We start from the raw sequence: 22,812 nt of genomic DNA on the forward strand, positions 1-22,812 counted from the left end.
TGGGGCACATAACCGCACCACTGCCCACGGCACCTACAACCGCGGGTCGACCGGCTCGGATTCCAGTGCCAAGACGGCGAACACAGCCTGGTGGATGGCATAGAGCGGGTCACCGCGCACCGAGCGATCCAGCGCTTCCATTCCCAGTGCGTATTCGCGTAGGGCCATCGACTGCTTGTGTCCCACGTTTCGGTTGCGCAGTGCGGTCAGTCGATCCGGGTCGGTGTAGTCGGCACCGTAGATCAGCCGCAGATACTCTCGGCCACGAACCTTCATGCCGGGCTGCATCTTTCCGCGGGGAGCGTTCGCCGCAGGTTTGACGACCATGCCCTCGCCGCCCTGCGCCGTCAACTCCTCCCACCACTTCTCGCCTGCCGCAACCGAATCCGGAGTCGACAAATCGACCTCGATTCGACGGGTGGTGGCGAACACCTCGGGAGCTGCGGCCACCAGTCGGTCCGCAACCTCGAGGTGCCACGTGTGCGGACGATCCGCATACGTCTCGACGTTCGACGCCAGCACCTGGAACGGCGCGATCCGAACCCCGTCGAGTCCGTCCGTCGGCCAGATGTACCGCCGATACGCATCGGTGAACTCGCCCAGGTTGACCTGCCGAGCGGTGTTCCGTTCCAGCAACTCCTGCACATCCAGACCACGCGAACCGGCCGATGCCAGCACCGCCGCCTCGGCCTCCAGATTCGCCCGAGACACCGCAGCGACAGCGGCGTACTCGGTTTTGATCAGGCCCTCCGCTTTGGCGGACCACGGCATCAGTTCGCAGTCGAGAATCAGCCAGCTCGAGGCCAATTCGTCCCACACACCGGCCTTCTCGATCGCGTCGGACACCCCGGAGATGAGCTCGCCGGTCAGTGACTCGTCGAACACCGGACGACCCGTCCGCGTGTACGCGGTGCCGAGCGATCCCTCCGGCGCATCGAACTTCTCCCGAGCGGTATCTGCATCTCGACACACCACCACGACCACCCGCGAGCCCATGTGCTTCTCCTCGCAGATCACCGTCGATGCACCGAGCGCGCGATACGCGTCGAATGCCTGCGTCGGATACTCCAGATAGCCCTCGCGCTCGGATGTTCCACTCGGAGCCATCGTCGGCGGCAGATAGTGCAGCCACTGCGGAGCGAGGGCGAACCGACTCATCACTTCCAGTGCGCCCGCGGCATTCTCCGGCCGAACCGACACCCGCCCACGCAGCGACGTCTCGACGCCCGTCGGGCCGATCACGTCGGACAGATCGAGCGATGCTGCATCCCGCGTGAACGCGCCCATCGGGCGGGCAGGCTCGTACCAGACCTTCTCGGCCGGAACCGACACCACCTCGCGCTCCGGGTAACGCAGCGCCGTGAGCTTCCCGCCGAAGACGCATCCCGTATCGAGACACGCAGTGTTGTTCTCCCACTCCACTTCCGGAACCGGGGTGTGCCCGTAGAGCACCGTCGCCGAGCCCCGATAGTCCTGCGCCCACGGGTACCGCACCGGAAGGCCGAACTCGTCGGTCTCGCCGGTGGTGTCGCCGTACAGGGCAAAACTCCGAACCCTGCCCGACGCCCGGTTGTGGTACTTCTCGATCAACCCGGCGTGTACGACGACGAGCTTGCCGCCGTCGAGCACGAGGTGCGCGACGAGGCCGTCGCAGAACTCGAGCACCTGCCGGCGAAACTCTGCCGACTCGGCGTCGAGCTGTTCGAGGGTCTCGGCGAGACCGTGCGACGTGGTCACCTTCCGGCCGCGGAGTGCCTTGACGAGCTTGTTCTCGTGGTTGCCCGGAACCGCCAATGCTGCTCCGGTACCGACCATTCCCATCACCAGTCGCAGGACTCCCACCGAGTCCGGTCCGCGATCGACGTAATCGCCGACGAACATGGCAGTCCGACCAGGCGGTGGCGTCGCGCCGACCGCGCGACCGGCGTCGTCTCGCTCGATCGTGTAACCCAGCACGCCGAGCAGGCTTTCGAGTTCGGCGAGGCAACCGTGGATGTCGCCGATGACATCGAACGGTCCGGTCAGCTCACGTCGATCGCTGCGTAGCGGGGTGCGAACGAACGTCGCCGACGCCACCGCTTCGACACCGTCGAGTACGTGGACCGAACGAAAGCCTTCCTTGGACAGGCCCCGAAGCGAGCGTTGCAACTGGGACTGCTGGCGGCGCAGCACGTCTCGGCCGAACGTCCTGTCGGTGCGCTCGGCGTTGCGCTGTGCACACACCGACTCGGGCACATCGAGTACGACGGCAACCGGCAGTACATCGTGTTCGCGAGCCAGTGATATCAGTGCCTTGCGCGCGGCCGCTTGGACGTTCGTCGCGTCGACGACGGTGAGCAGACCGGCCCGGAGCCTCATTGCCACGAGGAATTCCAGCAGCGCGAATGCGTCCTTGGTTGCGCTCTGCAGATTGGGGTCGTTGCTCACCATGCCCCGGCAGGCATCACTGGACACCGTCTCGTACGGACCGAAGTGCTGCGCGGCGAAGGACGACTTGCCGGACCCGCTGATGCCGACGAGTACGACGAGGGATCGATCCGGAATGTCGAAGGTACTCATCGGGTCTGCTCCTCTCGGGTGAAGACGGCCATCTGTGTCGGGGTGCCGTACATGTCGTCGACGGGGCCGATTCCCTCGATGCGTACGTCGTAGGCGTGTTCACAGGCCACCGATGAACCCCAGTGCTCGAACTGCGTTCGGGTGAACTCGAATCGGTGATCGACGTGCCGGAAGGTTCCCGGTTCGAGGCCGGGGTACAGCGCGTTGTACTCGGAGTTGGGTGTGGTGACGAGAACCGTTCGTGGACGCGCCTGTAGAAACACCGAACGCACCAACGCCGGCAGCCGATCGAGATCGACGTGTTCGATGACCTCCATGAGCACCATCGCGTCGAATCCGTGCAGCCGAACGTCGCGGTACGTGGCCGACGATTGCACCAGTTCGATCCGGGCGCGCTGCCGGTCGGACATGTCGTCCAGACGCAGCCTGCGCTGCGCCTTGGCGAGTGCACGATCACTCACATCGGCACCGAGAATGCGATCGAAACCGTTGTCCGCGAGCAGCTCTCGCAGTAATCGACCCTCACCGCAACCGAGGTCGATCACCGACTTCGCGCCTGCACCCGTCAGTGCCGCCAACACTGCACGCACCCGCTGCTCGGCGAGCGTCGGATCGCGCGGTACTGCGTCGTCCTGCGGCGCGTCGGGTACGAGTCGGTCGAGCGCCGAGGCCACCAGTTCGCGACGGTGCGCCAGGTAGCGGGAGGCGATGAGCGACGACTCCGGGTGATCCCCCAGCCAATCCCCTGCTGCTCGAACGAGCTTGTCGGCCTCGTCCTCGCCCACCCAGTAGTGCTTCCCGTCGTCGAGGACCGGAAGAAGGACGTACAGGTGCCGCAGTGCAGCCGACAGCGTGAATGTTCCGGTCAAGACCAGATCGACGTACTCGGAGTTACCCCAGTGCGGCTGAGTCGGATCGAGCGGGATGGGCGTCGCGTCCACTTTCCAACCGAGGGGACCGAACATCCGTGACGCCAGGTCGGTCGCACCACGAGACGGCGCGGCAGGCATCGAGATCATCAGATCGATTGCAGCAGAAACCAATTCAGGCCTTCCGGTACACACGCCGGCCAGCGTCTGCTTGAACAGTCGCGACAGTGCCACCGCGAGCCCGGACGCTGCGCCATCGTTCAACAGGACTGCAACGGTGGTGCGCTCGGCCGAGACTTCCGGATACAGCACGGTGGTGGCACCCATGGGCAGATTCCAGCTCTGCACGCGATCGGGGTGCTTGTGCAACAAATACCCGATGTCGGAGGAGTCCGGGAAATCGGTTGTGGCATTTGCAGTCACGGTCAGTAGCACCGCAGCGACGTTACGGCACAGCCGCGTCCGATGCGTCCCATTTTTCGGGTGCCCGTCGGGCTGCGTCAATGGACCACTGCACACGTCTGACCGCGGCAACGGTCCATTCACTCACTGCGGGTGAACACTTCGGCCCGCGTGAATGGACCGTTGCATACGTCTGAGCGGTGCAAGGGTCCATTGACGCGGGCGGCGGAGCCGCACGCACGCAAAAGCGGCACCCACCCTTTCGGGTGAGTGCCGCTTCGGTACAGCTGGTGAAACTAGATCACTTGACGATCTTCGTGACGCGACCGGCTCCGACGGTACGACCGCCCTCACGGATTGCGAAACGGAGGCCGACATCCATGGCGACCGGCTGGATCAGCGTGACGGACATCTCGGTGTTGTCACCGGGCATGACCATCTCGGTGCCCTCGGGAAGGGTCACGACGCCCGTAACGTCCGTGGTACGGAAGTAGAACTGCGGGCGGTAGTTGTTGAAGAACGGCGTGTGGCGGCCGCCCTCGTCCTTCGAGAGGATGTAGGCGTTGCCCTCGAACTCCGTGTGGGGAGTCGTGGTGCCGGGCTTGATGATGACCTGTCCACGCTCGACGTCTTCGCGCTTGATGCCACGAACGAGGAGGCCGACGTTGTCGCCTGCCTGACCCGAGTCGAGCAGCTTGCGGAACATTTCGATTCCGGTGACGGTGGTCTTGGTCGAGCCGGGGCGGATGCCGACGATCTCGACCTCTTCGTTGACGTTGACCGAGCCGCGCTCGATACGTCCGGTGACCACGGTGCCACGACCGGTGATGGTGAAGACGTCCTCGACGGGCATGAGGAACGGCTTGTCGGTCTCACGGACGGGGTCCGGAACCGAATCGTCGACGGCCTGCATGAGCTCCAGAACCGACTCGCCCCACTTCTCGTCCCCCTCGAGTGCCTTGAGTGCGGAGACCTTGATGACCGGTGCGTCCTCGTCGAACTCCTGCGAAGCGAGGAGCTCGCGAACCTCCATCTCGACGAGCTCGATGATCTCGTCGTCGTCGACCATGTCGGCCTTGTTCAGTGCGACCAGGATGTACGGAACACCGACCTGGCGGGCGAGCAGCACGTGCTCGCGGGTCTGCGGCATCGGGCCGTCGGTTGCTGCAACGACCAGGATTGCGCCGTCCATCTGTGCCGCGCCGGTGATCATGTTCTTGATGTAGTCGGCGTGACCCGGTGCATCGACGTGCGCGTAGTGGCGCTTCTCGGTCTGGTACTCGACGTGGGAGATGTTGATCGTGATACCACGAGCCTTCTCCTCCGGAGCCTTGTCGATCTGATCGAAAGCCGAGGCCTCGTTCAGGTCCGGGAACTTGTCGTGCAGAACCTTGGTGATTGCAGCCGTCAGCGTCGTCTTACCGTGGTCAACGTGACCGATGGTGCCGATGTTGACGTGCGGCTTCGTCCGATCGAACTTCGCCTTCGCCACTGTGTGTCCTCCTGGACTGATCTGTGCGGGCCCCGACGGGGCCGGCACGCGTATGTGTTCTTACTTATTACAGGTCGAGCGTGGTCCAGCAAACGAAGAGAATTACTCTCCGTTGACCTTCGCGATGATTTCCTTCGCTACGTTCGCGGGAACTTCTGCGTACGAATCGAAGACCATGGAGTAGTTAGCGCGGCCCTGTGTCTTCGACCGAAGGTCTCCGATGTAGCCGAACATCTCCGACAGCGGAACCAGTGCCTTGACGATACGGGCACCGCTGCGCTCCTCCATGGCCTGAATCTGACCACGGCGGGAGTTCAGGTCGCCGATGACCTCACCCATGTAATCCTCGGGCGTGATGACCTCGACGGCCATGACGGGTTCGAGAATGACGGGGCTGGCCTTGCGGGCGGCTTCCTTGAACGCTTGTGAGCCGGCGACCTTGAAGGCCATTTCCGACGAGTCGACGTCGTGGTACGCACCGTCGAGCAGTGTGACCTTGACGTTGACCAGGGGGTATCCGGCGAGGACACCGTACTGCATGGCGTCCTGCGCACCGGCGTCGACCGAGGGGATGTACTCCCTGGGCACACGACCACCGGAGACCTTGTTCTCGAATTCGTAGGTCGCACCGTCTTCGCCCTCGAAAGGCTCGAGCTTGATGATGACCTTCGCGAACTGGCCGGAGCCACCGGTCTGCTTCTTGTGGGTGTAGTCGTGCTTCTCGACCGTCTTGCGGATGGTCTCGCGGTACGCGACCTGCGGCTTGCCGACGTTGGCCTCGACCTTGAACTCGCGACGCATACGGTCGACGAGGATGTCGAGGTGCAGCTCGCCCATGCCGCCGATGACGGTCTGGCCGGTGTCCTCGTCCAGCTTCACCGAGAAGGTGGGATCCTCTTCGGCGAGCTTCTGGATTGCTGTTCCCAGCTTCTCCTGGTCGGACTTGGTCTTCGGCTCGATCGAGACCTGGATGACCGGGTCCGGGAAGCTCATGGACTCGAGGATGATCTGGTTCTGCGGATCGCAGAGCGTGTCACCCGTCGTGGTGTCCTTGAGGCCGATGACCGCGTAGATGTGACCGGCAGATGCGGTCGCGATCGCGTTCTCCTTGTTGGAGTGCATCTGGAACAGCTTGCCCAGACGCTCCTTCTTGCCCTTGGTCGAGTTGATGACCTGAGCGCCGGAGTCGACCTTGCCCGAGTACACCCGGACGTAGGTCAGCTTGCCGAAGAAGGGGTGAGTCGCGATCTTGAACGCGAGAGCCGCGAACGGCTCGTCTGCGGACGGCTTGCGAGTGATCTCCTTCTCCTCGTCGCCGACGGCGTGTCCGATGGTCTCGGCAACGTCGAGGGGAGACGGGAGGTAGTCGATGACCGCGTCGAGCATGGGCTGGACGCCCTTGTTCTTGAACGCGGATCCACACAGGATCGGGTACAGCTCGCTGTTGACCGTCATCTTGCGGATGGCGCCCTTGATCTCGTCGATCGTGAGCTCTTCGCCGCCGAAGTGCTTCTCCAGAAGCGCTTCGTCGGACTCGGCCACGGTCTCGAGCAGCATGGTGCGGTACTCGTCCGCGCGCTCCTTGAGGTTTTCCGGGATCTCCTGGATCTCGTACTTCTCGCCGAGCTTGGTCTCGCCACTCCACACGAGAGCCTTCATCTGAACGAGGTCGATGACGCCCTCGAAATCGTTCTCTGCGCCGATGGGCAGCTGGATGACCAGCGGCTTGGCACCGAGACGATCGATGATGGTCTGCACGGTGTAGTAGAAGTCCGCGCCGAGCTTGTCCATCTTGTTGACGAAGCAGATGCGCGGCACGTCGTACTTGTCGGCCTGACGCCAGACCTGCTCGGACTGCGGCTCGACACCTTCTTTGCCGTCGAACACTGCGACAGCGCCGTCGAGGACGCGGAGCGAGCGCTCCACCTCGACGGTGAAGTCGACGTGACCGGGGGTGTCGATGATGTTGATCTGGTTGTCGTTCCAGAAGCACGTCGTGGCAGCAGAGGTGATCGTGATGCCACGCTCCTGCTCCTGCTCCATCCAGTCCATGGTGGCTGCGCCATCGTGAACTTCACCGATCTTGTAGGAGATACCGGTGTAGAAGAGGATGCGTTCGGTAGTGGTGGTCTTGCCGGCATCGATGTGGGCCATGATGCCGATGTTGCGGACCTTGAGTAGGTCGGTCAGCACGTCCTGTGCCACGAGTTAACCCGCCTTGGTGTTGGAAGAGGTATTGCCTGAGCTGATCAACGCTCCGGCGGTATCGGATAGTTCCGAATACCGCCCGAGCGAGGAGATCACCAGCGGTAGTGAGCGAACGCCTTGTTGGCTTCGGCCATCTTGTGAGTGTCCTCGCGACGCTTCACAGCGGCACCGAGGCCGTTGCTGGCGTCGAGCAACTCGTTCGCCAGACGCTCGACCATGGTCTTCTCACGACGAGCGCGCGAGAACGTGACCAGCCAGCGCAGTGCCAGCGTGGTGGAGCGGCCGGGACGAACCTCGACGGGCACCTGGTAGGTGGCACCACCGACGCGACGGCTGCGAACCTCGAGGGCCGGCTTGACGTTGTCGAGTGCACGCTTGAGCGTGACGACGGGGTCGGTGCCGGTCTTCTCGCGAGCCTGCTCGAGCGCCTGGTAGACGATGCGCTCTGCGGTCGACTTCTTGCCGTCGAGGAGAATCTTGTTGACGAGCTGCGTGACCAACGGCGATCCGTAGACCGGGTCGTTGATCAGCGGCCGCTTGGGTGCTGGGCCCTTGCGTGGCATATCAGCTCTTCTCCTTCTTGGCTCCGTAGCGGCTACGAGCCTGCTTGCGGTTCTTGACACCCTGGGTGTCGAGCGAGCCGCGGATGATCTTGTAACGCACACCCGGGAGGTCCTTCACACGACCACCGCGAACGAGCACCATCGAGTGCTCCTGCAGGTTGTGACCCTCACCGGGGATGTATGCGGTGACCTCGACCGAGGAGGTCAGGCGAACACGCGCGACCTTACGGAGCGCGGAGTTCGGCTTCTTGGGGGTGGTGGTGTACACGCGAGTGCACACGCCACGGCGCTGTGGACTGCCCTTGAGGGCAGCGGTCTTCAGTTTCGCGACCTTGTCGGTGCGTCCCTTACGGACCAGCTGGTTGATCGTTGGCATGAACCGGCTTTCTTCGTGTCGATAAACAGGGATCTAGCAGTTGGAGCAAGAGAACACTGCTCCTCACCCGGTACTGCTGCTGCTCCAGTACTGCTACCGCGGGTCTCTTGCACCCCGCGGTCGGGTGTGTCGCATACCCCCACACGTCCAGCCGGTTGCGCGCTCTCAGAGCGAACGTGCGCACGGCTGTACCTCGCATAGGCACACAAACGGTCCGGCCGGGCCGGACACGACCCATAACGATACCCGGCGGCGCGGCCTCGGGTCAAAACACCCTTCGCCCTGATACGCAACCTATCTGCTCAGGTTGAGTGTGAGGTCGGCCAGCTTCGCCGCGGCCTGGCACGGATCGGGGTGGGCGGCACCGGGCTGGTATTGCACCCACCACCCGAAGATGCCGTCCCGATCCGCCCCGGCCGAGACTCCGCACGAATCGGGATCGTTCGGACGCTGAGCCTGGATTGCCTTGCGGCCCTGCACCGTTGTGTCGGTGACGGTGTACATCATCTTTTCCTCGGCGGCCCGCTCGGCGGCCAGAGTGCCGGATTCGAACCAGTTGAACGTCACCTTCACCGTGCCCGCGGAGCCGACGAGATCCCACCGACAGATGGCCCCGAAGAAGCCGCGTTCGATGGCGTCGGCTCCGGTGGTCTCGGCGATCTGGTCGTCGGAGACGGCATCGCACTCGGTCAACAATTCGGTGAATTCTTGGCCACCGGAGCCTGCGAAGCTCGCCGGTCTCGCAGTTCCCTCGACGGTCTGGGCGCACCCGGCGACGAGTAACAGGGTCGACGCCGCCGCGACCACTCGTCTGCGCGTCATTGCTTGCGCTCCACGGTCAGAGTCGCGAGTTCGTTTCCGACGTCGCACGGCGGGCGCGCGGCCGGTCCGAGGGAGTACGTGATCGACCAGTGGAAGAAGTCGTCGCCGAACTGCACGCCTATTTCGCACAGAGTGTCCTGCTCGGCCTCGAACCCCGGGTTGCCGTCGATCTCGATGTCTTTCGCCGGACGGCCGATCAGCTCGGAACCGGCGCGCTCGCGTCCGATAGGGCTGCCGCGGTACCAGGAGAAGCTGACGCCCGGTCCGCCGAACCCTGTGGTCTCCCACTGGCACCCGACGGAATTACGGGTGATCTGCGCGAACGGGCCCGCTCCGAACGCGGACTGCACCTCGGCGTCGGTGATCGATCCGCATTCACCGAAGAAGGGACCCGGCTCGTACACCGTGGTCGTCGGAGCAGTCTCTTGCGTCGATGCAGCGTCGTCCTCCGCACCGCCGCACCCGGCGATCAGCACGGCTGTTGCCGTCACGACCATCGCGAACCGTCTCGTCATCTGCTACGGAGCCGAGAATCCGCCGACGCCGGGAATGTCGAACACGATTCCGGAGGCAAGAACGTGCGCGGTGAACAGGACCGGCCCGCTGCCGGTATCGGCGACGACCGGCCCCGCGGGCTCGAACACGCCGTTTCCCTGCCGGCAGATCGGTGCGTTGACCGACCCCGTGCGTCCGTTGGCGATGTTGACGAAGTCGACCTGCAGGCTGGCGAAGTTCTGGTACGACGTGCAGATCCGCGGATCGGCGGCACGGCCCCAGATGTGGGTCAATCCCGGCGTCTCGGTACCGGCGGCCTCGATCGTGCCGATCCACTGATCCGGAACGATGAGTCCGCCGACGGTGACTCCGAGATTGGGAATCTGCAGAACGGGGACGGGAACCGGTCCGGGCGGGGGTGCAGGCGCGTTCTCGGCGGGTGCAGGCGGCGCATCGGCAGGCGGTTGCGCCTGTGCGACCGGCGCGAGGGCCATGGTGCCCACAGCCGCGAATGCGGCTGCGAGGAGACCGAATCGAGTCCGACGAGCCATACCTGTGTGTCTCCTGATCCTTTGGAAGCGAGTCGCCATACGTTACCGCGAAGCGGCGAGCTTCCGGCCCTGGACGTGGACGCCGACGATCGCGGGCTCGCGCATCGACATCAGCAGCGCGAACAGGGTCTGGTCTCGGGCGAGCTCGGCATCGTCGGCGCGGACGCCGTGGTCGATCGCCGCCGCGAGCTGCGGCCATGCGGACGGATCGACCACTACGAAGTCGGCTTCCTTGCCCGCGTCGAAGTTGCCGATTCGGCTCTCCATGTCCAGCGCTCGTGCCCCGGCGAGGGTTCCGGTGAACAGCAGCTCGGCGGGATGCAGGGACAGTCCGGCGTCACCGGCCTCGGAGATGTGCACCTTGAACGCGTCGGCGAGGACCTGCGGCAACAGCCACTCGTCACCGCCGCCGAAGTCCGATCCGATGGCGATGTTCACCCCCGCGGCGACGGTTCGCTTCCACGGCATCGTGCCCGAGCCCAGGAACTGCTGCGAGGTGGGACAGTGCGCGATGGACGTGCCGGTCTCTGCCATTCGCGCGAGTTCGACGTCCTGACAGTGCACCGCGTGGGCCAGGACGGTGCGCGGGCCCAGAAAGCTCTTCCCACCGACCTGCGAGCCCGGCAGAAACTTGCCGTCGTAGGTGTCGAGGTACGTCTCCACCCCGTAGGCGTTCTTGGTGGCGTCGATCTCGCCGGTCCCCGGCCGGTTGTTCTCGTTCAGGTGTGTGTGGAAGTAGACGCCTCGGGCGCGCACGGAATCGTAGAGCTCGCCGAGGTTCTTCAGCGTCTGCGTCGTCACCGAGAGCGAGAACCGCGGTACGACGGCCACGTGCAGCATCGCCGTGTCGACATCGCCGGTGTCGGCGGCGTGCCACTTCTCGATCTCCTCGGACACCAGTCGGATGGCCTCGTCCTCACCGGTGATCAATGCCTGCGCCGACGCCGGGCCGGTGGTCTGGACCCCTCGGCCGCTGACGATGCGTAGCCCGTGCTCGAGTGTTTCGGCGAACAGCGAATCCTGCGCATGCGGGAACGCCGATCCGAACACCATTGCCTGCGTGGTTCCGGCCCGGATCCGCGCGGCGCAGAAGTCTCTGGCCGCAGCGGCAGCGAACTCGGGATCGGCGAAGCGGGACTCGGACGGGAAGATGCACGTGTTCAGCCACTCGAGCAGTTGCCCGCCGCCGTAGGAATCTCCGGCGTAGGTCTGCGGGAAGTGAATGTGGGTGTCGACGAATCCCGGCAGCAGGAATGCGGGCCGATGGTCGGCAACCGTATGCTGCGCGAATTCGGTTGGCAGCGAATCGAACTCACCACAGAACTCGATCTTGCCGTCGTCGCCGACCACGAGGGCACCGTCGGGAATCGACACCAGCGCGGCGGCGGCGTCGAGCACCGTGGGCGAGCCGGCGACGTGAAAGATATGGCCGCGGTGCACGCGTGCGATTTCGGAAGTCACCCGCCAGACTCAAGCACACGTCGATCGGAACTGCAGATCGTGCGGCTCTCTACTGCGCTACCGCTCCCGCGGCGGACAGCCGCGCGTTCAACGACGCATCCAACACCTCTGCCCACGAGCGCACGACCTCGGCACGTCGTCGTGCGTCGTCGGTCAGAACATCGGCCAGACCCAGACCGCGGGCGAGGTCGAGGGTTGCCTGAACGAGACGGTGGGTGACGGGATCGTTGTCGTCGACCCCGAGGTTCTCGACGGCCATCTTGTGGGCCCGACGACCGAACCGTTCTTCGAGAGGAACGATCCGATCGCGCAACTCGGGGTCGGCCGAGGCCGCGGTCCAGACCTGCAGTGCCGCTTTGAACATCGGCCCGGTGTAGTACTCGACGAGCCGCTCCACCACCAGTGTCGTCCGGCCGGGGCCCGCCGGAATCTCCTGGGCCTCGCGGCGAGCGCTGTCCATCCGGGTGTCGAACATGTACTCGAGCGCTCCGGTGATCAGGTCCTCACGCGTCGGGAAATGATGCTGGGTCGCGCCGCGGGAGACGCCTGCACGTTCGGCGACCACCCCGACCGTCGTTGCCACCCAGCCCTGCTCGGCGAGTGAATCGATCGTCGCCTCGAGCAGTCGCTGACGCGTCACCCGGCTGCGGTCCTGCTTGGGTTCGCGCGCCATCACCATCGCCATACTCCCGACCCGACTTCTCGGCCGCTCTACTTCTCGGCCGCCCAGGACGGGGGCCTCTTCTCCAGAAAGGACATCATCCCCTCTCGGGCCTCGTCGGATGCAAACAACCTGGCCGATTGCTCGGCGACGGCCGTCCCACGCTCGTCCATCTCGCGCCTGATCGCGGCCGTGGTGAGGCGCTTCGACTCGGCCAGGCCCTGCGGCGAACACTTCCTGAACACGATCATGTAGTCGGCCACCACGGCTGCGGGGATGGCGTCGGCCACGGTGACCAGACCGATCGCCTCGGCCGTCGCCCCGTCGAACGTCTCCCCGGTGAGGAAATAGCGACTCGCCGCGCGAGACGTCAGCCGCGGCAACACGGCCACCGAGATGACCGACGCGGCCAGGCCCAGCCGAACCTCCGTCAACGCGAACGAGCTCTCGGGTCCGGCGACCGCGACGTCGCAGGCCGCGACGAGCCCCATCCCGCCTGCCCGCACATGTCCGTCGATCTTCACGACGACGGGTTTCGGGGTGTCGATGATCAGCCGCATCAGATCCAGCATCTGCCGGGTGCGAAGTTCCGGTGATGCCCCGGCTTCGCGGAGGTCTGCTCCGGCACAGAACGTGGTGCCGGTGTGACCGAGCACGATCGTTCTGACATCGTCGTCGAGCGCCGCAGCGGTGAGTCCCGCTGTCAGCTCCTCGACCATCACCGAGGACAGCGCATTCCGGTTCTCCGGCGAATCCAACGTCAAATACGCTGTGTCCTTGCCCGACTCGACGAGAACGGCCATCAGTAGCTTCTCGGCAGTCCGAGCGAGTGCTGGCTCACGAAGTTCAGGATCATCTCCCGACTCACCGGTGCGACGCGGGCGATGCGAGCCGCCCCGAGCATCGCAGCCAGGCCGTACTCGCTGCTCAAGCCGGCACCACCGTGAGTCTGGATCGCCTGATCGAGCGCCTTGATACTGGCCTCGGCGGCAGCGTACTTGGCCATGTTCGCCGCCTCGGCCGCACCGAAGTCGTCGCCGGAGTCGTAGAGCACCGCTGCCTTCTGCATCATCAGCTTCGCGAGCTCGAGCTCGATCTTGCACTGCGCCAACGGGTGCGCGAGACCCTGATGCGCTCCGATCGGTGCCTTCCAGACCGTTCGCTCGTTGGCGTACTTCACGGCGGCGTCGATGGCGTAGCGACCCATCCCGACGGCCATCGCGGCACCGAGAATGCGCTCGGGGTTCAGGCCGGCGAACAGCTGCATCAGGGCGGCGTCGGCCTCTCCGACGAGCGCTTCGGCGGGGAGCCTGACGTCGTCGAGGAACAGCACGAACTGATGATCGGGCTCGACGATGTCCATCTCCATCTGCGTCTTCTGCAGACCCGGAGCGTCCGTGGGCACGATGAACAGCGCCGGCTTGAGCTTGCCGGTCTTCGAATCCTCGGTGCGTGCGACGATCAAAACCGCATCGGCCTGATCGACACCGGAGATGTAGATCTTGTTGCCCTTGAGAATCCACTCGTCACCGTCGCGACGCGCCGTGGTGGTGATCTGGTGCGAATTGGAGCCGGCGTCGGGTTCGGTGATGCCGAAGACCATGATCTTGGACCCGTCGGCGAGGGCGGTGAGCCACTCCTGCTTCTGATCGGCCGTGCCGTACTTGCCGATGATGGTGCCGCAGATGGCCGGGCTGACGACGACCAAGAGCAGACCGGCACCGTGCGCGGCCAACTCCTCCTGCACGAGCGCGAGTTCGTAGATGCCCGCGCCACCGCCGCCGTACTCCTCGGGCAGGTTGACGCCGAGGAAGCCGAGCTTGCCCGCCTCGTTCCACAGTTCGGTCAGCGGCTCACCCTTGCGCGCCTTCGGCAGGACGTAGTCGATGTAGTTGTAGCGCTTGCCGAGTGACGAGACTGCGTTGCGCAGGCCCTTCTGCTCTTCGGTTTCGATGAAACTCATGATTGCTCCACTCCCTCTTCGGTGACGGCTTCTTCGGTGACAACGGCGAGAACTGCGCCGACTTCGACTTGCTGGCCTTCCACTACGTTCAATTCGGTGAGCACACCGTCCGCAGGCGCGGTGACCGTGTGTTCCATCTTCATCGCCTCCAGCCACAGGATCGGCTGACCGGCGGTGACGGTATCGCCCTGCGCTGCAGCGATTCTGATGACACTGCCGGGCATCGGGGCGAGCAGCGAACCGGCCGCGACCTCGTCGGTGGGGTCGGTGAACCGCGGGGCCTTGATCAACCTGACCGGACCGAGCGCGGAATCGACGAAGACGTCCGAACCGTAGCTGCTCACCTGGAAGATACGACGAATTCCATTGTCGTCGAGCGTCACCCGCGTCGGTGTGTGCTCAATCAGTTCGACGCCCTCCACCGAGGAGGTGAGTCCGCTGCGTCCGATCGAGTATTCGACGGTGATGTCGTTGTACGTCTTGCGCTGCGGTTGGGACCGGAGATTGCGCCAGCCGCCGGGCAGCCCCCGGTTCACTCGCGCCTGCGCGGTGTTGTTCGCTGCGTCGGCCAAGGCAGCCGCGAGAGCCGAGAGTTCCTCGGCGCGGCCGTGTGCGATCGGCTGAGCCAGTACCTCTAGCCCGTGCGTGTCGAAGAAAGCCGTGTCGGTATCCCCGGCCCGGAACGCCGGATGCCGCAGGATGTTGACCAGTAGATCGCGGTTGGTCTTCAGGCCGTGAACGGTGGCCTTGTGCAACGCTTTCGCCAGTAGATTCGCAGCCTGATCCCGCGTCGGCGCGAACGAGATGACCTTCGCGAGCATCGGGTCGTAATGAGTTCCCACCACACTGCCGGTCTCGACGCCGGAATCGACCCTGATGTATCCCCGGGTCGTTCCGCGGGCTCCACTCCTGCTCGCCTTCTCCAGCACCTCGAACTGCGCACCGGGAATCTCGAACCGATGCACGGCACCGCTCTGCGGCTGCCAGTCCTGGGCCGGATCCTCCGCGTAGAGACGAACTTCGATGGAGTGTCCACGTGTCTCGGGCTGCTCGGCGGGCAACCGCTCCCCCGCGGCGACCCTGATCTGCAGCGCCACCAGGTCGAGTCCCGTCGTGCATTCGGTGACCGGGTGCTCGACCTGCAGACGGGTGTTCATCTCGAGGAAGAAGAAGTTGCCCTTCTCGTCGGCGAGGAATTCGACGGTGCCCGCACCCTCGTAGCCGATGGCCTCGGTGGCCAGCGTCGCCGCATGGAAGAGCTTCTCGCGCATGCCGTCGATGCGTTCGACGAGCGGCGACGGTGCCTCCTCGACGACCTTCTGATGTCTGCGTTGGATCGAGCACTCGCGCTCGCCCACCGTCCACACCGTGCCGAATCTGTCGGCCATGACCTGCACTTCGATGTGCCGACCGGTTTCGATGTACCGCTCGACGAACACCGTTCCGTCACCGAACGCCGAGAGTGCCTCGCGTCCAGCGGCTTCGAGCTCGGAATCCAGGTTCTCGAGGTTGCGAACGATGCGCATGCCGCGCCCACCGCCACCTGCGGACGCCTTGATCAGTACCGGAAGCTCGTTCTCGGTGACCGACTCGGGATCGAGCTGGGTCAGCACCGGCACGCCGGCGTCGGCCATCATCTTCTTGGACTCGACCTTCGAGCCCATCAATTCGATGGCCTTGACGGGCGGCCCGATCCACGTCAGGCCGGCGTTCTGCACCTGTTGTGCGAAATCTGCGTTCTCGGAGAGGAATCCGTATCCCGGATGCACGGCGTCGGCTCCGGCGGCCGCCGCTGCGGCGATGACGAGCTCGCCGCGCAGGTACGTCTCGGCCGAACTGTTTCCGGGTAGCCGCACTGCCGAATCGGCCTCGCGCACGTGCGGGGAGTTCGCGTCGGCGTCGGAGAACACCGCGACAGTGTCGATGCCTTCGGCGCGACAGGTGGTGAAGACGCGTCGGGCGATTTCGCCGCGGTTGGCTACGAGGACGGAGGCTACAGTCATGGCGTCACATCCGGAAGACACCGAAGTTGGCGGTGCCTTCGATCGGGGCGGTGGCGATGGCCGACAGGCACATTCCCACCACCGTGCGGGTATCACGGGGGTCGATGACGCCGTCGTCGTAGAGGCGTCCGGAGAGGAACATCGGCATCGACTCGGCCTCGATCTGGCCTTCGATCATCGCGCGCATTCCGGCATCTGCTTCGGCATCGAAGGCTTGTCCGCGAGCTTCGGCGGCGGCGCGTCCGACGATGGAGATGACACCGGCGAGCTGCGCGCCGCCCATGACAGCGGATTTGCTGGACGGCCAGGCGAAGAGGAATCGCGGATCGAAGGCGCGTCCGCACATGCCGTAGTGGCCGGCACCGTAGGAGGCACCGAGCAGGATCGAGATGTGCGGCACTTTCGAGTTGGACACGGCGTTGATCATCATCGAACCGTGTTTGATCATGCCGCCCTCCTCGTATTCCTTGCCGACCATGTAGCCGGTGGTGTTGTGCAGGAACAGAAGTGGGGTGTTGGACCGATTGGCGAGCTGAATGAACTGCGTCGCCTTCTGCGATTCCTCGCTGAACAGCACACCGCGGGCATTGGCGAGAATGCCGATCGGATATCCGTGCAGCTCGGCCCAGCCGGTGACGAGCGAACCGCCGTACATGGGCTTGAACTCGTCGAAATCGGAACCGTCGACGATGCGGGCGATGACCTCGCGTGGGTCGAACGGGATCTTCAGATCCGTGGGGACGATGCCGAGCAGGTCCTCGGGGTCGGCCAACGGCTCGATGACCTCGGCGCGCGGCTCGGGGCCCTTCTTCTTCCAGTTCAAACGGGAAACGATGCTGCGCCCGATGCGGATGGCGTCCTGCTCGTCGACGGCGAAGTAGTCTGCGAGTCCGGACTTTCGGGCGTGCATCTCGGCACCGCCGAGCGACTCGTCGTCCGAGTCCTCGCCGGTCGCCATCTTGACCAACGGTGGTCCGGCGAGGAAGACCTTGGAGCGTTCCTTGACCATGACGACGTGATCGGACATGCCGGGGATGTAGGCGCCGCCCGCGGTGGAATTACCGAACACCAGGGCGATCGTGGGGATGCCCGCCGCGGAGAGCTGTGTCAGATCACGGAACATGCGACCGCCGGGGATGAACACCTCCTTCTGCGTCGGTAGATCGGCTCCACCGGACTCGACCAAGGAGATGACCGGAAGCCGGTTCTGCGTGGCGATGTCGTTGCCGCGGAACCCCTTCTTCAGCGTCCACGGGTTGCTCGCCCCGCCGCGGACCGTCGGATCGTTGGCGACGATGAGGCATTCGACGCCGCACACCACGCCGATACCCATGACGGTGCTGGCTCCGACGGGAAAGTCGCTGCCCCAGGCCGCGAGTGGGCACAGTTCGAGGAAGGCCGAGTCCTCGTCGATCAGCAGTTCGATGCGTTCGCGGGCAAGAAGCTTGCCACGCTTCTTGTGTCGCTCGACGTACTTCTGACCGCCGCCGAGCAGAGCCTTCGAGTGCTCGGCCTCGATCTCGCCGAGTTTGGTGTTCATGGCCTCGACGCTCCCCGCGTACTGCTCCGATGCGGTGTCGAGGGTGGACTTGAGCACGCTCATGCCTGGTACCCCAATCGTTTTGCAGCCAGCCCGGTGAGGATCTCGGTCGTCCCGCCGCCGATGCCGAGGATGCGCATGTCGCGGTACTGCCGCTCGACCTCGCTCTCGCGCATGTAGCCGAGCCCGCCGAAGAGCTGCACGGCTTGATTGGCGACCCACTCTCCGGACTCGACGGCGGTGTTCTTGGCGAAGCAGACTTCTGCGATGAAGTCGCTGTCCTCCAGCATGGACCGTTCGGCGATACTGCGGGTGTAGACGCGGGCGATGTCGATCTTGCGGGCCATCTCGGTGACGGTGTTCTGTACGGATTGCCGTGCGATGAGCGGCTTTCCGAAGGTCTCCCGATCACGGACCCACTGCAGCGTCAGATCGAGGCACCGTTGCGCGCTGGCGTAGGCCTGCGCGGCGAGGGCGATGCGCTCGGTGAGAAACGCCTGCGCGATCTGCGCGAAGCCGCTGTTCTCGGCACCGACGAGATTGGCGACCGGTACGCGGGCGTCGACGAAAGACAGCTCCGCGGTATCGGATGCACGCCAGCCCATCTTGTCGAGCTTGCTGGTGACCTCGAACCCTGGCGTGCCCTTCTCGATGACGAGCAGCGAGACGCCCGCTGCGCCCTCGCCTCCGGTGCGCACCGCGGTGACGATGAAATCTGCTCGGCACCCCGAGGTGATGTACGTCTTCGAGCCGTTGACGACGTAGTGATCGCCGTCCTTGACGGCCTTCGTCCTGAGGTGCCCGACGTCGGAACCGCCACCCGGTTCGGTGATGGCGAGCGAGCCGATCTTCTCCCCCGCCAGCGTGGGCCGCACCCACTTCTCGATCTGGTCGGCGTCGCCCGCAGCCACCAAGTGCGGCAACGCAATTCCACTGGTGAACAGCGATGCGAACAGTCCGCCCGACGCACCGGCCTGGTGCATCTCCTCACAGATCACGACGGCGTCGGCCAGATCTCCACCATCGCCGCCGACCTCCTCGGGAAAGCCTGCTCCGATCAGTCCGAGAGCCGCTGCCTTCTTGTGCAGCTCACGCGGAATCTCGCCGTCGGTCTCCCACTGATTCATGTGCGGCGCGATGTCCTGCTCCACGAAACTGCGGACGGTCTTGCGCAGCTGCTGACGCTCCGGCGTCGTCCAGATACTCATTCGAGTGCTCCCTTGTACGCGAGTGTTTCGGGGATGTCGATGTGCCGCGACCGCAGCCATTCACCGAGCCCCTTGGCCTGTGGATCGAACCTGGCCTGCGAGGCGACGCCTTGGCCGAGGATGCCCTCGATGACGAAGTTCACGGCCCGCAGATTGGGCAGTACGTGACGCGTGACGATGAGCGGCTCGGCCTCGGGCAGCATCTGTTTCAGAGCTTCGATCGTCAATGCGTGCACCAGCCAGGAGAATTCGTCGTCGGTGCGGACCCAGACTCCGACGTTGGCGTTGCCGCCCTTGTCGCCGCTTCGAGCCGCTGCGATGGTTCCGAGTGGAAGGCGAATGGTCGCTTCGGCTGCTCTGGGTGCAGGCAGCACCGGTTCTTCCACGGGCTCCAGTACCTGCGTCTCGGTCGACGGAGCGATGGTGGACTCGACGCCATCGGCCAGGTGCGCGACGTGGGTCACCTCGGCTGCGTCGACGAAGCCTGCGGTGAACACTCCGTAGGGCGCACCGTTGCCGGGTGGGGCGGTGACCGAGAATCCGGGATAGCTGGCCAGTGCCAGCTCGACTGCTACGGCGGAGAACTGACGTCCGACGGCATCGGGGTTGCTGTCCCGGGCAACACAGCGCAGCAGGGCGCTGGCCGTCTCCTCGGTCTCGGCGTCGGGCTTGTCGGTGCGCACCAGAGTCCAGTCGAGCTCGGTGGGGCGAGCCGGAAGCCAGGACTCGAATTGCCGTTGTGCCAGTGCTGCTTTGGCTTCGATATCGAGGCCGGTGAGCACCATCGTGAACTCGTTGCGGAACCCGCCGAGTGCGTTGAGCGAGACCTTGTAGGTGGGCGGCGGTGCTTCGCCGGTCACGCCGGTGATGGACACCCGATCACTCGACTCCTGCGTCAGGATCGCCGAATCGATGCGCGCGGTGACGTCGGGGTTCGCGTACCGCCCGCCGGTGATCTCGTACAGCAACTGAGCGGTGACGGTGCCGACGCTGACGGCACCACCGGTGCCCTCGTGCTTGGTGATGACGGACGAACCGTCGGACTCGATCTCGGCGATGGGGAATCCGGGACGGGACATGTCTGCGATTTCGGTGAAGAACGAATAGTTGCCACCCGTCGCCTGCGTTCCGCATTCGATGACATGTCCGGCGATCACGGCCCCGGCCAACGCGTCGTAATCGGTGGGTGCCCAACCGAAGTGGGCTGCAGCCGGTCCGACGATCACGCTGGCGTCGGTGACGCGCCCGGTGACCACGACGTCGGCACCGGAGTTCAGGCATTCGACGATGCCCCACGCGCCGAGGTAGGCATTTGCGGTCAGCGGGTTGCCGAGGCCGAGTTCGGCGGCTCGGCCGAGGAGGTCGTCTCCGTCGACGTAGGCGATCTTCGCGCCGGAGTCCAATTTTTCCAGTACCTCGGCCAGGCCTCGGGGGTTGAGGCCACCGGCGTTGGCGACGATCTTGACACCCTTGTCCAACGCCAGCCCCAGGCAGTCCTCTGCCTGCCGCAGAAAGGTTTTGGCGTAGCCACGGGTCGCATCCTTCATCCGATCGCGGCCGAGAATGAGCATCGTCAGCTCGGCGAGGTAATCGCCGGTGAGGTAATCGAGTTCGCCGCCCTCGAGCATCTCTCGCATGGCGGAGAGGCGGTCTCCATAGAAGCCCGAACAGTTGCCGATCCGTACGGTCATGCTTGCTCTCGTCCTGACTGTGTCCGTCCGGCCCTGTCTCGTCCTGCTCCGGGAGGGCCTGCGAAGGCTTGGGCGATGGTGAGCCAGTGCGCGGCGTCGGTTCCCTCGGCGTGAACGGCGAGGTCGTCTCGGTGGGCACGCTGAGTGACGAGAAGGCAGAAGTCGAGTGCCGGACCGCTCACTCGTTGGGTGGCGTTCTCGGGTCCCCAGATCCAGAGCTCTCCCGACGGTGCGGTGAGCTCGATGCGGAAAGGTTCGGCGGGAGGCGTCTGCTGGTTGATCGCGTAGGCGAAATCCCTTGTGCGGACGCCTATGTGTGCGACGCCGCGGATTCGGTCGGTGGCGACGCGGGTGACGCCCACCGCGTCGGCGACATCCTGACCGTGCGCCCAGGTCTCCATCAGACGCGCCGTGGCCATGGACGCCGCACTCATCGGGGGTCCGAACCAGTCGATCTTGGCCCCCGCCGGAACCTGTGTGAGCGCTTCGTTCATGGCACGGCGTCGAGTACGCCAGGTGCTCAGTAGTTCGGGATCACGCGATTCCTCCTCGGCCGCCTCGTCGACGAAGCCGGTGGGGTTCTCCCATGCCTTCTTCAGAGTGAGAGCGAACTCCTCCTTGGCCTCGACATCGCCGGATGCTCCGGACGTGGTCCGCTCCGCGACGTGATCGGTCCAGGAGAGGTGCGCAATCTGGTGCGCGACGGTCCACCCCGCGGCCGGTGTCGGTGCCGCCCATTGTTCGGGGGTCAACTCGGCCACGAGTGCATCGAGGTCGTTGCCCTCGGCGCGTAGGTCGTCGACGAGAGAGTCGAGGTCTGCCATGGGCCCAGCTTCACAGGAGGTCTTGAAAAAAGCAAGCACGCCTGCTTGTTAATTCGTAACCTCGTGTTCGCTTGCCATCCCTACGGTGACGAACGTGAGAATGTCGAGACTCGTGGCCGTCACCGTTACCCTCGCCGTCATGGCCGCCGGTTGTTCCTCTGTGAATCCAACCGCCACGGACCCGGCCCCCGACGAACCGTCGAGCATTCGGGTGGCGACGTTCAATGCCAGCCTCAATCGGCCGGTGGCCGGGCAGCTGGTGACGGACCTGAGTGGAGAGGACGTCCAGGCCCGCGCGGTCGCCGATGTGATCGCAGCGAACTCACCGGATGTGTTGCTGGTCAACGAGTTCGATTACTCGGGCCAGGACGCGGTGACATTGTTCAACGACAACTATCTCGAGGGGCAGTACCCGTATTTCTTCACTGCGCCGGTCAACACGGGCGTCGACTCGGGCCTCGACCTGGACCAAGACGGCAAGCTGGGCGGCCCGGGCGATGCCTGGGGATTCGGGCAGTTTCCCGGTCAGTACGGGATGGTCGTGTACTCGAAGTTTCCGATCGCGACCGATTCGGTACGTACGTTCCAGAACTTCCTGTGGAAGGACATGCCGGATTCGCTGCTACCGCGCGACTACTACGGAGAGGTGTCCCACGCGCTTCGACTGTCCAGCAAGGCCCATTGGGACGTGCCGATCGACGTGAACGGGAAGACGCTACATGTGTTGGCGTCCCACCCCACTCCCCCGTCCTTCGACGGGCCCGAAGACCGCAACGGCAAGCGCAACCACGACGAGATAAGGCTCAGTGCCGATTACATCTCGGGTGCGGACTACCTGTACGACGACAACGGTGTGCGCGGCGGGCTGGAGGACGGCGCATCGTTCGTCATGCTGGGCGATCAGAACAGCGATCCGGTCGACGGAGATTCGGTGGCCGGTGCCATCGCGCAGGTTCTCGACCTTCCGCGGGTGCAGGATCCGGCACCCATGTCGGCCGAACATGGCACGGACACAGCCGATTTCGCCGACCCTACGCCCGGCGACCTGCGCGTCGACTACGTGCTGCCGTCGGACGATCTGACGGTGATCGACTCCGCCGTCCACTGACCCTCGGGCACCGAGC

Annotated in this window: 19 protein-coding genes; 1 reads left to right on the forward strand and 18 read right to left on the reverse strand. The window is 64.8% G+C overall.

What is annotated here, in order from left to right:
• Positions 1 to 33 precede the first annotated feature (33 nt).
• From QM615_RS16415 to QM615_RS16500, 18 genes are all read right to left on the reverse strand, one after another.
• Positions 34 to 2,559 (reverse strand): polynucleotide kinase-phosphatase, encoded by a 2,526-nt coding sequence (locus tag QM615_RS16415; protein ID WP_149407538.1) that lies wholly within the window; start codon positions 2,557 to 2,559, stop codon positions 34 to 36.
• On the reverse strand, positions 2,556 to 3,851 hold the full coding sequence (locus tag QM615_RS16420) for a 3' terminal RNA ribose 2'-O-methyltransferase Hen1 (protein WP_262498568.1): 1,296 nt from the start codon (positions 3,849 to 3,851) through the stop codon (positions 2,556 to 2,558). Before QM615_RS16420 ends, QM615_RS16415 begins: the two co-directional genes overlap by 4 nt.
• 280 nt (positions 3,852 to 4,131) lie before the next feature.
• Positions 4,132 to 5,322, reverse strand: a complete 1,191-nt coding sequence (tuf, locus tag QM615_RS16425) for an elongation factor Tu (protein ID WP_032380840.1) — start codon at positions 5,320 to 5,322, stop codon at positions 4,132 to 4,134.
• Positions 5,323 to 5,424: 102 nt separating this feature from the next.
• Positions 5,425 to 7,527, reverse strand: coding sequence for an elongation factor G (gene fusA / locus QM615_RS16430; RefSeq protein ID WP_037191357.1), 2,103 nt, complete (start codon positions 7,525 to 7,527; stop codon positions 5,425 to 5,427).
• A 95-nt stretch (positions 7,528 to 7,622) separates the two neighbouring features.
• Complete coding sequence (rpsG, locus tag QM615_RS16435; RefSeq protein ID WP_003941856.1) at positions 7,623 to 8,093, reverse strand: 30S ribosomal protein S7; 471 nt, start codon at positions 8,091 to 8,093, stop codon at positions 7,623 to 7,625.
• Between the two features lies 1 nt (position 8,094).
• Positions 8,095 to 8,469 carry a 30S ribosomal protein S12 gene (rpsL, locus tag QM615_RS16440; RefSeq protein WP_008714048.1) on the reverse strand — a complete coding sequence of 125 codons (375 nt, stop codon included), beginning with the start codon at positions 8,467 to 8,469 and terminating at the stop codon, positions 8,095 to 8,097.
• Between the two features lie 294 nt (positions 8,470 to 8,763).
• Positions 8,764 to 9,291: a DUF3558 domain-containing protein gene (locus tag QM615_RS16445; protein ID WP_149407536.1), complete on the reverse strand. Its 528-nt coding sequence runs from the start codon at positions 9,289 to 9,291 to the stop codon at positions 8,764 to 8,766.
• The gene (locus tag QM615_RS16450; protein WP_373454795.1) at positions 9,288 to 9,788 is read right to left on the reverse strand and encodes a DUF3558 domain-containing protein; all 501 of its coding nucleotides are present in this window, start codon (positions 9,786 to 9,788) and stop codon (positions 9,288 to 9,290) included. The genes QM615_RS16445 and QM615_RS16450 overlap by 4 nt, the downstream gene beginning before the upstream one ends.
• 21 nt (positions 9,789 to 9,809) lie before the next feature.
• Positions 9,810 to 10,337 carry a hypothetical protein gene (locus tag QM615_RS16455; RefSeq protein ID WP_149407535.1) on the reverse strand — a complete coding sequence of 176 codons (528 nt, stop codon included), beginning with the start codon at positions 10,335 to 10,337 and terminating at the stop codon, positions 9,810 to 9,812.
• A gap of 42 nt (positions 10,338 to 10,379) precedes the next feature.
• Entirely contained in the window at positions 10,380 to 11,786 is a 1,407-nt protein-coding gene (locus QM615_RS16460) for a guanine deaminase (RefSeq protein WP_283347685.1), read from the reverse strand.
• A gap of 61 nt (positions 11,787 to 11,847) precedes the next feature.
• Positions 11,848 to 12,471: a TetR/AcrR family transcriptional regulator gene (locus QM615_RS16465; RefSeq protein ID WP_094641518.1), complete on the reverse strand. Its 624-nt coding sequence runs from the start codon at positions 12,469 to 12,471 to the stop codon at positions 11,848 to 11,850.
• A gap of 38 nt (positions 12,472 to 12,509) precedes the next feature.
• Complete coding sequence (locus QM615_RS16470; RefSeq protein WP_283347671.1) at positions 12,510 to 13,262, reverse strand: enoyl-CoA hydratase family protein; 753 nt, start codon at positions 13,260 to 13,262, stop codon at positions 12,510 to 12,512.
• The gene (locus tag QM615_RS16475; RefSeq protein WP_283347672.1) at positions 13,262 to 14,422 is read right to left on the reverse strand and encodes an acyl-CoA dehydrogenase family protein; all 1,161 of its coding nucleotides are present in this window, start codon (positions 14,420 to 14,422) and stop codon (positions 13,262 to 13,264) included. Before QM615_RS16475 ends, QM615_RS16470 begins: the two co-directional genes overlap by 1 nt.
• Positions 14,419 to 16,425, reverse strand: coding sequence for an acetyl/propionyl/methylcrotonyl-CoA carboxylase subunit alpha (locus QM615_RS16480; RefSeq protein ID WP_283347673.1), 2,007 nt, complete (start codon positions 16,423 to 16,425; stop codon positions 14,419 to 14,421). The genes QM615_RS16475 and QM615_RS16480 overlap by 4 nt, the downstream gene beginning before the upstream one ends.
• A gap of 4 nt (positions 16,426 to 16,429) precedes the next feature.
• The gene (locus QM615_RS16485) at positions 16,430 to 18,028 is read right to left on the reverse strand and encodes an acyl-CoA carboxylase subunit beta (protein ID WP_094670945.1); all 1,599 of its coding nucleotides are present in this window, start codon (positions 18,026 to 18,028) and stop codon (positions 16,430 to 16,432) included.
• Positions 18,025 to 19,173, reverse strand: a complete 1,149-nt coding sequence (locus QM615_RS16490) for an acyl-CoA dehydrogenase family protein (RefSeq protein WP_269595331.1) — start codon at positions 19,171 to 19,173, stop codon at positions 18,025 to 18,027. The genes QM615_RS16485 and QM615_RS16490 overlap by 4 nt, the downstream gene beginning before the upstream one ends.
• Complete coding sequence (locus tag QM615_RS16495) at positions 19,170 to 20,864, reverse strand: acyclic terpene utilization AtuA family protein (protein WP_283347674.1); 1,695 nt, start codon at positions 20,862 to 20,864, stop codon at positions 19,170 to 19,172. Before QM615_RS16495 ends, QM615_RS16490 begins: the two co-directional genes overlap by 4 nt.
• On the reverse strand, positions 20,861 to 21,688 hold the full coding sequence (locus tag QM615_RS16500) for a TIGR03084 family metal-binding protein (RefSeq protein ID WP_283347675.1): 828 nt from the start codon (positions 21,686 to 21,688) through the stop codon (positions 20,861 to 20,863). Before QM615_RS16500 ends, QM615_RS16495 begins: the two co-directional genes overlap by 4 nt.
• 100 nt (positions 21,689 to 21,788) lie before the next feature.
• On the opposite strand from QM615_RS16500, the gene QM615_RS16505 reads away from it, so the two are divergent.
• Complete coding sequence (locus QM615_RS16505; RefSeq protein ID WP_283347686.1) at positions 21,789 to 22,796, forward strand: endonuclease/exonuclease/phosphatase family protein; 1,008 nt, start codon at positions 21,789 to 21,791, stop codon at positions 22,794 to 22,796.
• Positions 22,797 to 22,812: the final 16 nt, after the last annotated feature.

The sequence above is a fragment of the Rhodococcus sp. IEGM 1341 genome (assembly GCF_030056895.1).
Lineage (GTDB): Bacteria > Actinomycetota > Actinomycetes > Mycobacteriales > Mycobacteriaceae > Rhodococcoides.